This is a genomic window from Ramlibacter sp. (assembly GCF_035554825.1).
Classification (GTDB): domain Bacteria; phylum Pseudomonadota; class Gammaproteobacteria; order Burkholderiales; family Burkholderiaceae_C; genus Ramlibacter.
In genome coordinates this window covers 42,194-55,523 of record NZ_DATMHS010000072.1, presented here as the reverse complement: position 1 = coordinate 55,523, position 13,330 = coordinate 42,194, and the positions used below count along the sequence as shown (strand labels likewise).

Genomic DNA, 13,330 nt, shown 5'->3' with positions numbered 1-13,330 from the left:
GGGAAAGCCCCGAGCGCCGGGCCTGGTCCCCTGCAGTACCGTTGCGGCTTTTCAGGGAGAACCGAGCATGATCCAGCGTCGTACCCTCTTGCAGTCGTCGGCCGCAGTGGCCCTGGGCGTGCCGGGGCTCAGCGGCCTCGCGCAGCAGTCCGTCACGCTGAAGTTCCACACCTTCATGGCGCCGCAGTCGAACGTGTGGCTGACGATGCACAAGCCGTGGATGGAAAAGGTCGAGAAGGACTCGGGCGGCCGCATCAGGTTCGAGGGCTATCCCGCCATGCAGCTGGGCGGCACGCCGGTGCAGCTGTACGACCAGGCGAAGGACGGCGTGGTCGACATCGTGTGGACCTTGCCGGGCAACACGGCGGGCCGCTTCCCGCGCGTCGAGGTGTTCGAGCTGCCCTTCGTCATGAACAATGCCGAAGCCACGTCGAAGGCCTACTGGGAATACGTGCAGACCATGGCGCCCGACGAATTCAAGGACACGCAGGTGATCGCCCTGCACGTCCACGGCCCCGGCATGTTCCACACCAAGGACAAGCTGGTGAAGACGGCGGCCGATCTGCGCGGCATGAAGCTGCGCGGCCCGACGCGCCAGATCACCAAGATGCTGGGCTACCTCGGCGCCACCCCGGTCGGCATGCCGCTGCCGGGCATTCCGGACGCGCTGTCCAAGGGCACGATCGACGGCTGCGTGATCCCGTGGGAAGTGGTGCCCTCGGTCAAGGTGCACGAGCTCGCGAAATTCCACAGCGAATTCGATCCGGCCGGCGGCGCGCTCTACACCACCACGTTCGTGATGGCGATGAACAAGGCGAAGTACAACTCGCTGGCGCCCGACCTGCGCAAGGTGATCGACGCCAACTCGGGGCTGGCCACGTCGGCCTGGCTGGGCAAGGTGCAGCAGGGCAACGACCCGGTCGGGCGCAAGGCGGCCGAGGCGATCCACGACACCAGGATCTACACCATTCCGGCCGCCGAGGCGCAGGAGTTCCGGCGCAAGGCGCGGCTGGTCGAGGTGGAGTGGGCCGAGGACATGACCAAGCGCGGCTTCGACGGCAAGAAGCTGCTGGAAGGCGCGCGGGCACTGATCGACAAGCACGGCAAGGGCGGCGCGGCGATCGCCAGGAAGGCCTGAGGAAGTCGCACCTGCCGGGGCCGCCGCCGCGGCCCCTTGCATTTTTTTTTGAGACGGCGCGGGGGTGCGCCCGGACCCCGCCGCCCGGCCATCGCGCCGGGCGTTTCAACTTAAACTCGGGCGATGCTGCGCAGCCCCATCAAACATTGCCGGAATTGCGGCGCGGCGGTGGTCTACCGGGTGCCCGACGACGGCGACACCCGCGAGCGGGCCGTCTGCCCTGCCTGCGACACCATCCATTACGAGAACCCGCTGAACGTCGTCGGCACCGTGCCGCACTGGGGCGATCGGGTCCTGCTGTGCAAGCGCAACATCGAGCCGCGCTGGGGCAAGTGGACGCTGCCGGCCGGCTTCATGGAGCTGGGCGAGTCCACCGCCGAGGGTGCGGCGCGCGAGACGGTCGAGGAAGCCGGGGCGCACATCGCGATGGAGGACCTGTTCACCGTCCTGAGCGTGCCGCGGGTCGGACAAGTGCACCTGTTCTATCGCGCGCGCCTGCTCAGCGACCACTTCGCTCCCGGCCACGAGACGATCGAGGCGCAGCTGTTCACCGAGAGCGAGATCCCCTGGGACGAGATCGCGTTCCGCACCGTGCGCGAGACGCTGCTGTGCTACTTCGCCGACCGGCGCGCCGGCCGCTTCGAGGTGCACAGCCTGGTGATCACCTGAGCGCCGCAGCCGCGGGCCTCAGTTGCGCACGCGGCTTTCTTCCCGCAGCTTGGCGTCCTCGCGCCGTTTCACGCAGAGCGGATGATTGCGCGCGCCGGCCTTGTCGCATTGCTCGGCGAGGCACAGCTCCAGCGCGATGAAGACCTTGTCCTTGCAGACGTCGGCCGGGTTGTTGGCGGGCGGGCGGACCGCGGCGGGTGCCGGGCGCACCGGCTCACGCGCCTCCGGCCCCGGCGCGGATGCCTGCTGGATGGGCCGGAGCGGCTCGGCGGCCGGCGCCGCGGCAGCAGCCTTCGGCAGCGGCCGCCTGGCGGCGCTGGCCGGCGGCCGCGCATGCGGTGCACTGGCCGCCGCCCGGCGGGTGGCATCCGCGGGCCCCGCTGCGGATGCTGCGGCCGGCGAGACGGCTGCGAGCGCAGCGGAGGCGGCGTCGGAAGGGGCAGCGACCGGCGCGGATGCGGCGCCCGAAGGTGATGCCACGGCCACCTCGTTGCCGCCGCGTCCGGCCAGGAACAGGGCGGCGAGCGCGCCGATGGCCACGGCGCCGAGTCCTGCCAGCAGCGGCGCCGGCACGGGCCGGCGTGCCGCTGCCGGCGCCGCAGCGGCGGCCCGCGCCGCGTCGGCCGGCGGGTCGGCCGACGCGTCGAGCGCGGGCGCCGCCGTCCCCACGGGCACCGTCGTTTCGTCGACCGCGGCGGTCGCGGCCCGCTGATTGGCCACCGAGACCGACAGGTCGACCGCCTTCACCGGCGCGTGGCGCGGGTCGGGCATCGTGGGGGTGAAACTTTCTTCGGCCGCCAGCCGTGCCGGGCTCGCGTCGCGGGCGGGCGCCGCGGTGGTCCGTGGCAGCGGCATGGTGTCGGACCCGCCGCGCGCCGCAGCCACGCCAGCGGCGATCGCCCTGGCCGCCTCGGGCAGGCCGCTGAGCACGGTCTGGTCGGGCGCCGGTTCGCTCGCCAGCTTGCGCAGGCGGCGCCGCGCGAGGTCGGCATAGATCCCGGCCGGGAACTTGGCGAGGAACACCTCCAGGTCTTCGCGGTCGGTGGAGTCCTTGACGTCCTTCCAGTAGACCAGTTCCAGCTCCTGCGTCACCGTGGAGTTCCCCATTGGCGAGGTGCCCGGGCTGGTCACGAGGTAGATGCCGCCGGCAGCCGCGCGGGCCGGGTTGGCGGGCGGCACGATCGTCGGGTCCTCGGCCTGCCGCATCGCCGCCCGCAGCGCGGCCGCGAACTCCGCCGCCGTCGGATAGCGCTGCTCCGGCTTCTTGGCCAGCGCGCGCGCCACCACGGCGTCGATGGCTGCCGGCAGCCGCGCATTCACCGCGCTGGGCGGCGGCGGGGTGTGGCCGACGATCTGGTGGATGATCGCGAACTCGTTCTCGCCGTCGAACGGCCGCTGGTCGGTCAGCAACTGATAGAGCAGCACGCCCACCGAGAAGAGGTCGGCCCGCGTGTCGACCTTCTGGCCCTGCACCTGCTCCGGCGACATGTACTTCAAGGTGCCGACCATCGCACCCTGGGTGCGCGTGGCGTCCTGCGAATCCTGGATCCGCGCCACGCCGAAGTCGGTGAGCTTGACGCGCCCGCCGGGCTCCATCAGGAGGTTGGCCGGCTTGATGTCGCGGTGCACGATGCCCTGCCGGTGCGCGTAGTCGAGCGCCGAGAGCAGGTCGTCGATGATCCGCAGCGCCTGCTCGAGGGTGTAGCGCTCGCCGTTGTCCAGGTGGTGCTTCAGGTCGTCGCCGTGGATGTACTCCATGACGAGGTACGCCACGTCCTCGTGCCGGTCCGAGTCGTAGACGCTAACGATGTTCGGATGCTGCAGGCGGGCCGCGGAGCGGGCCTCGGTGCGGAAGCGCCCCTCGTACTCGTCGGCCGCCTCGGGCGAAAGGTTTTCGACCTTCACCGTCTTGATCGCCACCCGGCGATCGAGATTCGGGTCGCGGCCTTCGTAGACGATCCCCATCGCGCCTTTGCCAAGAACGCGAACGATGTCGTAGCGGCCAAGTTTTCGAAGACTCACAACAACAACTCGCGACTCCAGGCGGGGGTGAACGGATTCTAGCGGCGGGGCCAGCCGCCCCGTCGCGCGGCGCCGCGGCGTGGGGTCAGGGATTTTCTGAATGCCCGCCGGCCGGCAGCGGGCGGCGCCTCAGGCCCGCACGGCGAACTGCACGGCCGGTGCGCTGCCCGGTCCCCGTTCGCCGCCGAGCGAGATCTGGCCGTGCCCGACCAGGTAGCACTCGGTGCGGCGCAGCACCAACGGCTCGGGCTGGTCGCCGAAGTACACCCACGACCCGAAGCTGGAGGTGTCGCTGAGCACGAAATGGCCGCCGCGCCATTCGACCGTGGCATGCACCCGCGAGACGCGGGCATCGTGGATCGCCAGCGACGCCGTGGTGGAGCGGCCCAGGGTCACCTTCTCGCCGCGGGGGAGCGCCCGCACCACCTGCCCCGGCGCCGACAGCTCCAGCCAGCCGGCATGCGATCCGGTGAAAAGCGACGCGCCCATGACGGTGGCGTCCGCGTCGGCATCGTCCTGCCACTCGACGCGAAAGACCTCGGTGGCTTCCGACTTGCCGCGCAGGTACATCGGCCCGAGGCTGCGCAAGGGGGCGCGCTGTCCGGGCGGCAGCGCATCGCGCACGTGCTGGGTGGTGAGGATCTGCTCGCCGCCGGCAAGATCGGCGAGCCGGGCCGCGCTGTTCACCGCGTCGCCGTAGCAGTCGCCATCGATCTCCACCACCTCGCCGGATTCCACGCCCATCTGCAGCTGCACGGCGGTGCCGCCGCCGGCGCGCACCGGCTCCTCGCGCAACCGCTGCTGGATCGCGATGCACGCGGCGATCGCATCGCCCTCGGCGGGGAACACCACCAGCAGCCCGTCGCCCAGCAGCTTCACGACGCGGCCGCGGTGCTGCTCGAAGGTCTTGGCGAGCGCCCCGGTGAGCTTCGTGACGAAATGGCCGGCGGTCTCGTCGCCGAGGCGCTCGAAGAGTCCGGTGCTACCGACCAGGTCGGCGAAAACGACGGTGGCCATGGATCGGCGCGCTGTGCAGTGTTGGTGGAGGGCTGCGCCGATTCTATTCGGGGCGACCGCCAGCTCTCTTGCGCCAACTCGTCGGTTGACGACGCCGAGAGGATCCGGGCGGCTCCCATGGCCTCGAGCGCGACCTCAGCCGCAGCGGCTGCCCGAAAAAAGAAAACGGGTTGCACCAGAAGGTGCAACCCGTTGCTTTTTATTGGTCGGCGTGGCGGGATTCGAACTCGCGACCCCTTGCACCCCATGCAAGTGCGCTACCAGGCTGCGCTACACGCCGGACAAGCCGCAGATTATAGCGCGAGCGTCGCCCTCGCCCGACGCATCAATAGGTCGTCGACAGCAATTCGCGGATCTCGAACAGCTCGCGGCGCACCAGCAGCAGTTTCTGCGACACCAGTTCCCGCTCTTCGGGCGGCACGCTGTCCTCGAAATCGGGGAACGCCGAGTCTTCCATTTCGATGACCTCGACGCCTTCGAGCATCACCTCGCCGGCCCGGCGCTTGTCGCGCTCCACCTGGACCAGCTCCTGCAGCTTGTTGCGGGCACCGCTGATCGTGAATCCCTGGTCGTACAGCAGGTCGCGGATGCGGCGGATCATCAGAACCTCGTGGTGCTGGTAGTAGCGCCGGTTGCCGCGCCGCTTCATGGGCCGCAGCTGCGTGAATTCCTGCTCCCAATAGCGGAGCACGTGCGGCTTGACGCCGCACAGGTCGCTGACCTCACCGATCGTGAAGTAGCGCTTCGCCGGGATGGCTGGGAGGGCTTTCTCCATTGAAAATCAACGCTCTGCGGGAGAAAGCTGTTAGGTTACTCTAACTGGGGCGGGGGCGCAAAGCCTGTTCGCGCCGAGCCGCCCCAATGTTTGTTTCAGGTCACCCGGCGTGGCTGCCGTGCGACTGGATCTGTTCCTTGAGCTTGTGGCTGGCGTGGAACGTGACGACCCGCCGCGCCTGGATCGGAATCGCTTCGCCGGTGCGCGGATTGCGGCCGGGCCGGGGCGCCTTGGTGCGGATCTGGAAGTTGCCGAAGCCGGAGATCTTGACGTCCTTGCCTTCGACCAGGCTGTCGGAGATGAGATCGAAGAACGCGTCGATCATGTCCTTCGACTCGCGCTTGTTCAGGCCGATCTGCTCGAACAGCAGCTCCGACAGCTGCGCCTTGGTGAGCGCCGGCGTCTCCAGGCTCTCGACTGCGAAGTCCATGCTCTCCTCGTGCTGCATTGTTCTGGCGAGCGCCGACATCATTCAACCCCTCAATCGTCCGCCGAGCTGGCTGGCAACCCGGTCCAGCACGGCCTGGACGGCCGCCTCGATCTGCTGGTCTGTCAGTGTGGCTTCGCTGCTGGCCAGCGTCAAGCGAACGGCCAGGCTTTTTTCATTGGCCGACAGGCCGGTGACCGGCTGCTTGGGTTTGTAGACGTCGAACAGGAACGCGTCACGCAACAGGCCGCCGGTCGCGGCGGAACGCACCGCGCCGAGCACGGCGTCGTGCGTGACGTGGTCGGCCACGATGATCGCGATATCGCGTTCGGCCGGCTGGAAGCGCGGCACGGCCTGGAAGGCCGGCACCGGCCGGCTCATCACCGCGTCGAGATCGAGTTCGAACAGCACCGGCGCCTGGGCCAGCTCGCGCTGCTGGCGCCACTTGGGATGCAGCTCGCCGACGAAGCCGATCTCGCGGCCGCCGAGCCACACCGAAGCGCAGCGGCCAGGGTGCATGGCCGCATGCGAGGCGGGCTTGAATTCGGGCTTGCCCGGCACCAGCAGCGCCTCGACGTCGCCCTTGACGTCGTAGAAGTCCACGGCGGCGCCCTTGCGGCCCCATTGCAGGCCCTCGGACTCGCCGTAGGCCAGGCCCGCCACCCGCATCGGCTGGCGGATGCCGCGCACGGTGGTGTCGGTGGTGGCCACCGAGGCGTCGCGCATGAACACCCGGCCCAGTTCGAACAGGCGCACGCGCTCGGCCTTGCGGTCGAGGTTGAACCTGAGTGCCTGCAGCAGCGATCCCAGCAGCGACGAACGCATGACGCTCATCTGGCTGGCGATCGGATTGAGCAGCTTGATCGGGTCGGCGTTGCCGGCGAGCTCGCGCTCCCAGCTTTCCTCCACGAAGCTGAAGTTGATCGTCTCCTGGTAGCCCAGCCCCGCCAGCAGGCGGCGCACGGCAAAGCGGCTGCGGCGCGACTCGGGCGGCAGCTTGGCCGTGATCGGCGCGAGCGGCGGCGTCGTGGGCAGACGCTCGTAGCCGATGATCCGGGCGACCTCCTCGATCAGGTCTTCCTCGATCGCGAGGTCGAACCGGTAGGCCGGCGGCCTGACGGTCAGCGTGCCGTCAGTCGCCTGCACCTCCAGGCCCAGGCGCGCCAGCGCGTCGGCGCAGTCCTCGCGCGTGAGCGGCATTCCGATCACCTTCGCGGCGCGGGCGACGCGCAGCGTCACCGGCTCTTGCTCCGGCATGCGCAGCACCTGGTCGTCCATCGGCCCGGCCTCGCCGCCGCAGATCTCCTGGATCAGCCGGGTGAGGTGCTCGATGTGTTCGACGGTCTGGCTCGGGTCGACGCCGCGCTCGAACCGGTGTCCCGCGTCGGTGGCGAAGTTGTAGCGGCGCGACCGGCCCTGGATCGCCTGGGGCCACCAGAAGGCGGCCTCGACATAGACGTTCCTGGTGTCGTCCGACACCGCCGTCGCCTCGCCGCCCATGATGCCGGCGAGCGACTCGACCTGGCGGTCGTCGGCGATCACGCCCACCTTCTCGTCCACCGTGACGGTGGTGCCGTTGAGGAGCTTGAGCTGCTCGCCCGGCTGGCCCCAGCGCACGTCGAGGCCGCCGTGGATCTTGTCGAAGTCGAAGATGTGCGAAGGCCGGCCGAACTCGAACATCACGTAGTTGGAGATGTCGACCAGGGCCGTGACGCTGCGTTGGCCGCAGCGCGCGAGGCGGTCCACCATCCACTGCGGCGTCTTGGCCTTGGTGTTCACGTTGCGCACGACGCGTCCGGAGAAGCGGCCGCAGAGGTCGGGCGCCTGCACCTTCACGCGCAGCCTGGTGTCGTGGGCCGGCTGCACCGCGGCGAAGGTCGGCTCCCGCAGCGGCGCGCCAGTGAGCGCCGACAGCTCGCGCGCCACGCCGTACACGCTCAAGGCGTGTGCCAGGTTGGGCGTGAGCTTGAGCGTGAACACCATGTCGTCGAGCTCGAGCACCTTGCGCACGTCGGCGCCCACCGGCGCGTCGCCGGCGAGTTCGAGCAGTCCCGCGTGGTCATCGCTCAACTGCAGTTCGCGCGCCGAGCACAACATGCCCTGGCTCTCGACGCCGCGCAGCTTGGACAGCTTGATCTGGAACGGCTTGCCGTCCTCGCCCGGCGGCAGTTCGGCGCCCACCAGCGCGCACGGCACCTTGATGCCGACCCGGGCGTTCGGCGCACCGCACACGATGTTGAGCAACGCGCCCTGCCCCACATCCACCTGGCACACGCGCAGGCGGTCGGCTTGCGGGTGCTGCACCGCCTCCTTGATCTCGCCGACGACGATCTTGGCGAAAGGCGGCGCCACCGGCCGCAGCTCCTCGACCTCGAGCCCGCCCATGGTGAGGGTGTCGGCGATCTGTTGCGTGGTCAGCGGCGGGTTGCAGAACGCGCGTAGCCAGGACTCTGGGAATTGCATAGCAGGATTCGATTCGGTTTAGCGGAACTGCTTGAGAAAGCGGATGTCGCCGTCGAAGAACAGGCGCAGGTCGTTCACCCCGTAGCGCAGCATGGTCAGGCGGTCCGGGCCCATCCCGAAGGCAAACCCGATGTAGCGCTCGGGATCGAGCCCCATGTTGCGCACGACCTGGGGATGCACCTGGCCGGAGCCGGCCACTTCGAGCCAGCGGCCGGCCAGCGGCCCGTGCTGGAACTGGATGTCGATCTCGGCGCTGGGCTCGGTGAACGGAAAGAAGCTCGGCCGGAAGCGCAGCGCGAGGTCGTCGCTTTCGAAGAACGTGCGGCAGAAGTCGGTGAAGACGACCTTCAGGTCCTTGAAGCTCACGTTCTCGCCGAGCCACAGCCCTTCGCACTGGTGGAACATCGGCGAGTGGGTCGCGTCGCTGTCGACGCGGTACGTGCGGCCGGGCGCGATCACGCGAATCTCCGGCATCGTATCAGGGCCCCCACGCTGCCCCACTGCCTGTGGGTCGGTGCCCCCCGGGGGGGCGTTCGGCGCCAGGGGCGGCCCGTCGCGCCTCAGGCCGGCCCTGATGGCATCGGCGTGCTTCTTGATGTGCTGGTGGGCGTAGCGCACCTGCATCGGGCTGGTGTGCGGCCGCAGGTTGTAGGGGATGCCGTCGTCGCCGTTGATGTCGACGTAGAACGTATCCTGCATCGACCGCGCCGGGTGGTTGGGCGGATTGTTCAGGGACGTGAAACTGTGCCAGTCGCTCTCGATTTCGGGGCCGTCGGCGACGTCGAAACCCATGCTGGCGAAGATCTGCTCGATCCGCTCCATCGTCAGGCTGACCGGATGCAGCCCGCCCGGCTCGCGCACCCGGCCCGGCAGGGTGACGTCCAGCGCCTCGGCCTCCAGTTGCGCCTCGAGCTCCCGGTCGGCCAGGGCCTGGCGGCGGTTCGCCAGCGCGGCCTCGATCGCCTGCTTGGCGGCGTTGATCGCCGCGCCGCGGGCTTTCTTTTCGTCCACGCCGAGCGCCGCCAGCCCCTTCATCAGCTCGGTGATGCGGCCGGACTTGCCGATGAACTGCGCCTTGGCGTTCTCGAGGTCGGCCGGGGTCGCGGCCCGCGCGAATGCTTCGCGCGCGCCGTCGACAATGGAATCGAGTGTCTTGTCGGTCATAGAAAAACAGGCGGAACAGACGGAAACAGGGGCTAGCGCCTGTCAAGCTCTAGCCCCTGTCCTTTGGTGCACCGCACGCCGCCGGTGGGCGGCGTGTGCCGAACTCAAGCAGCCAGCTTGGCCTTGACTTGCTCCACGATGCCGGCAAAGGCGGCCTTGTCGTGCACGGCGATGTCCGCCAGCACCTTGCGGTCGATCTCGATGCCGGCCTTGCGGATGCCGTTGGCGAACTGGCTGTACGTCAGGCCGCACTCCCGGGCCGCCGCGTTGATACGGGCGATCCAGAGCTGGCGGAAGACGCGCTTCTTGGTGCGGCGGTCACGGTAGGCATATTGCCCGGCCTTCATCACCGCTTCTTTGGCGATGCGGAAGACGTTGCCGCGGCGGCCGCGGAAGCCCTTGGCCAGGGCGAGTACTTTCTTGTGGCGGGCGCGAGCCGTGACACCACGTTTGACGCGAGGCATGTGTTCTCTCCTTGTTCGTCAGTGGATCAGATGCCGGCAAACGGCAACATCTGCGCCATGTGACCCATGTTGGTCTCATGGACGGCCGTGGCACCGCGCAGGTGGCGCTTGTTCTTCGTGCTCTTCTTGGTCAGGATGTGACGCTTGAAGGCCTGGGCGCGCTTGACGGTTCCGCCGGGACGAACGCGGAAGCGCTTCTTGGCCCCGCTCTTGGTCTTCATCTTGGGCATTGCTGCTCCTTCATTTGTGCTCGTGAGGCGCCGCGAAAATGCTTCGCGTCTTGATGGCCCCGAGCCACTTGTGCGGCGGGTCGTGAAACCCGCCTCCATCGCCCCGCCGGCGACCAGCCGGTGGAGCGGTGATTCTTACGCCGAAGCCTGCGAGGCCTCGGCCGGCGCCGGCTGCCGGGGCGCCGCCGGCTTCTTCTTGCCCGGCGCGATCATCATGATCATCTGCCGGCCTTCGAGCTTCGGAAACTGCTCGACGAGGATCAGGTCGCCCAGCTCGTCGCGGATGCGATTGAGCAGGGCCATGCCGATCTCCTGGTGCGTGATCTCGCGGCCGCGGAACCGCAGCGTGATCTTGCACTTGTCGCCTTCCGCCAGGAAGCGCCGGATGTTGCGCATCTTGATGTTGTAGTCACCGTCGTCGGTGCCCGGGCGGAACTTGACTTCCTTGATTTCGATGACCGTCTGCTTGGCCTTCGCCTCCGCCGCCTTCTTCTGCTCCTGGTACTTGAACTTGCCGTAATCCATCAGGCGGCACACGGGTGGATTGGCCGTCGCGGCAATCTCCACCAGATCAACGTCCAGCTCACCGGCCATGCGCAACGCCTCCTGCAGACTCACGATGCCAAGCGGCTCGTTTTCAGGCCCGGAGAGGCGAACTTCCGGGGCCATGATTTCCCGGTTCAGGCGGTGCTTGCGTTCCTCGCGTTGGCGACGGTCGCGAAAATCAGTAGCGATGGTTCAAATCCTTTTCAACGTTGCCGCCTTGCGGCGGCGAAAACTGCCTCGATGCGGCGTCGGGACAAGCTGCCGGAATTCCTGGGGAATCTGGCGGGCCCGTGGCGGCCCTCAGCGCTTGTTGGCGATGTCCGCCGCGATCTTCTGGGAGAACGCCTCGAGGGACATCACGCCGAGGTCCTGGTTGCCCCGCGCACGCACCGCGACAGCACCTGCGGCCTTCTCCTTGTCTCCTACAACCAGGATGTACGGCAGCTTTTGCAGCGAATGCTCCCGTATTTTATACGTAATTTTCTCGTTCCGCAGATCGAGCTCCACCCTAAGCCCTTGATTTTGCAGAGCTTTGGCAACGTCCCTGGCGTAATCGGCCTGGGCGTCGGTGATATTGAGCACCGCGACCTGCACCGGCGCGAGCCAGCTGGGCAATGCGCCGGCGTGCTGTTCGATCAGGATGCCGATGAAGCGTTCCATCGAGCCGACGATGGCCCGGTGCAGCATCACCGGACGATGCCGGGCCCCGTCTTCGCCCACGTACTCGGCGTCCAGCCGCTCGGGCATCGAGAAGTCGACCTGGATCGTGCCGCACTGCCACTGGCGGCCGATCGCGTCCTTGAGCGTGTATTCGATCTTCGGCCCGTAGAAAGCGCCCTCGCCGGGCGAGATCTCGAAGTCGCAGTCCGAGGCGCGCAGGCTCTCCATCAGCGCATGCTCGGCCTTGTCCCAGCTCTCGTCCGAGCCGATCCGCTTCTCCGGCCGGGTCGCGATCTTGTAGATGATGTCGGTGAAGCCGAAGTCGCGATACACCTTCTGCAGCAGCGCCGTGTAGGCCGTGCACTCCGGCAGGATGTGCTCTTCGGTGCAGAAGATGTGGCCGTCGTCCTGGGTGAAGCCGCGCACCCGCATGATGCCGTGCAGGCCGCCGGTCGGCTCGTTGCGGTGGCACGCCCCGAACTCGCCGTAGCGCAGCGGCAGGTCGCGGTAGCTCTTCACGCCCTGCTTGAAGATCAGGATGTGGCCGGGACAGTTCATCGGCTTGAGCGCGTACTCGCGCTTCTCCGATTCGGTCGTGAACATGTTCTCGCGGTACTTGTCCCAGTGGCCGGTCTTCTCCCACAGGGTCTTGTCCAGCAGCTGCGGCCCCTTGACCTCCCGGTAGCCGTTGTCGCGGTAGACGCGGCGCATGTACTGCTCGACTTCCTGCCAGATCGACCAGCCCTTGGGATGCCAGAACACGACGCCGGGCGCGTGATCGTCGATGTGGAACAGGTCGAGCTCGCGGCCGAGCCGGCGGTGGTCGCGCTTTTCGGCCTCCTCCAGCATCCGCAGGTACTGCTGCAGCTCCTCCTTGCTGGCCCAGGCGGTGCCGTAGATGCGCTGCAGCATCTCGTTGCGGTGGTCGCCGCGCCAGTAGGCGCCGGCCACCTTCATCAGCTTGAAGTGCTTCAGCTTGCCGGTGCTCGGCACGTGGGGGCCACGGCACAGGTCCTCGAAGCCGCCTTCGCGATACAGCGACACGTCCTCGTTTTGCGGAATGCTGCCGATGATCTCGGCCTTGTACTGCTCGCCCTGGCCCTTGAAGTACGCCACCGCCTCGTCGCGCGGCAGCACGCGGCGGGTGACCGGCTCGTCCCTGGCCGCGAGCTCCGCCATCCGCTTCTCGATCGCGGCCAGGTCTTCCGGCGTGAAGGGACGCTTGTACGCGAAGTCGTAGTAGAAGCCGTTCTCGATCACCGGGCCGATGGTCACCTGCGCGTCGGGAAACATTTCCTTGACGGCGTAGGCCAGCAGGTGGGCCGTGGAATGGCGGATGACGTCGACGCCCTCCGGGTCCTTGGCCGTCACGATGGCCACCGGCGCGTCGTGGTCGATGGTGAAGCTGGTGTCGACCACCTTGCCGTCGACCTTGCCGGCCAGGGCTGCCTTGGCCAGGCCCGGCCCGATCGAAGCGGCGATGTCGGCGACCGTCACCGGGCCGGGGTATTGACGCTGGGAGCCGTCTGGAAGCGTGACTTGGATCATGTTCTGCGAAGCGTTGAGGCAAGAAAAAAGCGCGGGACAAGCCGCGCTTTTCTGGGGGTCCCGGAAGACTTCAGTGCACGCGCGCGCCGCCCGACCTGCGGGAGGTCTTGGTGGGGTGCGTTCGCGGTGTCATAACCAGGATGCCTTTCTCGCTCTTGTGAGGCCGGGGGAAGGACGCCATTCTACCCGGCCGGCGGTGCGGTCGGA

At 68.1% G+C, this 13,330-nt stretch carries 12 protein-coding genes and 1 tRNA gene; 2 read left to right on the top strand and 11 right to left on the bottom strand.

What is annotated here, in order from left to right; all coding sequences use genetic code 11:
* Window positions 1-67: 67 nt before the first annotated feature.
* Together VNT59_RS08535 and VNT59_RS08530 are read left to right on the top strand one after the other, a co-directional pair.
* A complete protein-coding gene (locus tag VNT59_RS08535; RefSeq protein ID WP_325497898.1) occupies window positions 68-1,138 on the top strand; it encodes a TRAP transporter substrate-binding protein in 1,071 nt (356 codons plus the stop codon).
* Between the two features lie 123 nt (window positions 1,139-1,261).
* Window positions 1,262-1,807, top strand: a complete 546-nt coding sequence (locus VNT59_RS08530; protein WP_325497897.1) for an NUDIX hydrolase — start codon at window positions 1,262-1,264, stop codon at window positions 1,805-1,807.
* An 18-nt stretch (window positions 1,808-1,825) separates the two neighbouring features.
* Here the strand turns inward: VNT59_RS08530 and VNT59_RS08525 are convergent, their stop codons facing one another.
* The 11 genes from VNT59_RS08525 to thrS form a co-directional block, all read right to left on the bottom strand.
* On the bottom strand, window positions 1,826-3,829 hold the full coding sequence (locus VNT59_RS08525) for a serine/threonine-protein kinase (protein ID WP_325497896.1): 2,004 nt from the start codon (window positions 3,827-3,829) through the stop codon (window positions 1,826-1,828).
* 129 nt (window positions 3,830-3,958) lie between these two features.
* Window positions 3,959-4,846 carry an adenylate/guanylate cyclase domain-containing protein gene (locus VNT59_RS08520; protein ID WP_325497895.1) on the bottom strand — a complete coding sequence of 296 codons (888 nt, stop codon included), beginning with the start codon at window positions 4,844-4,846 and terminating at the stop codon, window positions 3,959-3,961.
* A gap of 203 nt (window positions 4,847-5,049) precedes the next feature.
* Window positions 5,050-5,126 (bottom strand) — tRNA-Pro (locus VNT59_RS08515).
* A 45-nt stretch (window positions 5,127-5,171) separates the two neighbouring features.
* Window positions 5,172-5,621, bottom strand: coding sequence for a MerR family transcriptional regulator (locus tag VNT59_RS08510; RefSeq protein ID WP_325497894.1), 450 nt, complete (start codon window positions 5,619-5,621; stop codon window positions 5,172-5,174).
* Window positions 5,622-5,721: 100 nt separating this feature from the next.
* Entirely contained in the window at window positions 5,722-6,051 is a 330-nt protein-coding gene (locus tag VNT59_RS08505; protein ID WP_325497893.1) for an integration host factor subunit alpha, read from the bottom strand.
* Window positions 6,052-6,093: 42 nt separating this feature from the next.
* Complete coding sequence (gene pheT / locus VNT59_RS08500) at window positions 6,094-8,511, bottom strand: phenylalanine--tRNA ligase subunit beta (RefSeq protein ID WP_325497892.1); 2,418 nt, start codon at window positions 8,509-8,511, stop codon at window positions 6,094-6,096.
* 18 nt (window positions 8,512-8,529) lie between these two features.
* The gene (locus tag VNT59_RS08495) at window positions 8,530-9,675 is read right to left on the bottom strand and encodes a phenylalanine--tRNA ligase subunit alpha (RefSeq protein WP_325497891.1); all 1,146 of its coding nucleotides are present in this window, start codon (window positions 9,673-9,675) and stop codon (window positions 8,530-8,532) included.
* Between the two features lie 104 nt (window positions 9,676-9,779).
* Complete coding sequence (rplT, locus tag VNT59_RS08490; protein ID WP_141511532.1) at window positions 9,780-10,139, bottom strand: 50S ribosomal protein L20; 360 nt, start codon at window positions 10,137-10,139, stop codon at window positions 9,780-9,782.
* A gap of 26 nt (window positions 10,140-10,165) precedes the next feature.
* A complete protein-coding gene (gene rpmI, locus VNT59_RS08485; RefSeq protein ID WP_325497890.1) occupies window positions 10,166-10,369 on the bottom strand; it encodes a 50S ribosomal protein L35 in 204 nt (67 codons plus the stop codon).
* Between the two features lie 135 nt (window positions 10,370-10,504).
* Window positions 10,505-11,104: a translation initiation factor IF-3 gene (gene infC / locus VNT59_RS08480; protein ID WP_325497939.1), complete on the bottom strand. Its 600-nt coding sequence runs from the start codon at window positions 11,102-11,104 to the stop codon at window positions 10,505-10,507.
* A gap of 111 nt (window positions 11,105-11,215) precedes the next feature.
* On the bottom strand, window positions 11,216-13,123 hold the full coding sequence (gene thrS / locus VNT59_RS08475; RefSeq protein ID WP_325497889.1) for a threonine--tRNA ligase: 1,908 nt from the start codon (window positions 13,121-13,123) through the stop codon (window positions 11,216-11,218).
* Between the last annotated feature and the right edge of the window lie 207 nt (window positions 13,124-13,330).

Coding starts and splice junctions, on each gene's coding strand:
- VNT59_RS08535 (WP_325497898.1), top strand. CDS start 68: ATGATCCAGCGTCGTACCCTCTTGCAGTCGTCGGCCGCAGTGGCCCTG.
- VNT59_RS08530 (WP_325497897.1), top strand. CDS start 1,262: ATGCTGCGCAGCCCCATCAAACATTGCCGGAATTGCGGCGCGGCGGTG.
- VNT59_RS08520 (WP_325497895.1), bottom strand. CDS start 4,846: ATGGCCACCGTCGTTTTCGCCGACCTGGTCGGTAGCACCGGACTCTTC.
- VNT59_RS08510 (WP_325497894.1), bottom strand. CDS start 5,621: ATGGAGAAAGCCCTCCCAGCCATCCCGGCGAAGCGCTACTTCACGATC.
- VNT59_RS08505 (WP_325497893.1), bottom strand. CDS start 6,051: ATGGACTTCGCAGTCGAGAGCCTGGAGACGCCGGCGCTCACCAAGGCG.
- pheT (WP_325497892.1), bottom strand. CDS start 8,511: ATGCAATTCCCAGAGTCCTGGCTACGCGCGTTCTGCAACCCGCCGCTG.
- VNT59_RS08495 (WP_325497891.1), bottom strand. CDS start 9,675: ATGACCGACAAGACACTCGATTCCATTGTCGACGGCGCGCGCGAAGCA.
- rplT (WP_141511532.1), bottom strand. CDS start 10,139: ATGCCTCGCGTCAAACGTGGTGTCACGGCTCGCGCCCGCCACAAGAAA.
- rpmI (WP_325497890.1), bottom strand. CDS start 10,369: ATGCCCAAGATGAAGACCAAGAGCGGGGCCAAGAAGCGCTTCCGCGTT.
- thrS (WP_325497889.1), bottom strand. CDS start 13,123: ATGATCCAAGTCACGCTTCCAGACGGCTCCCAGCGTCAATACCCCGGC.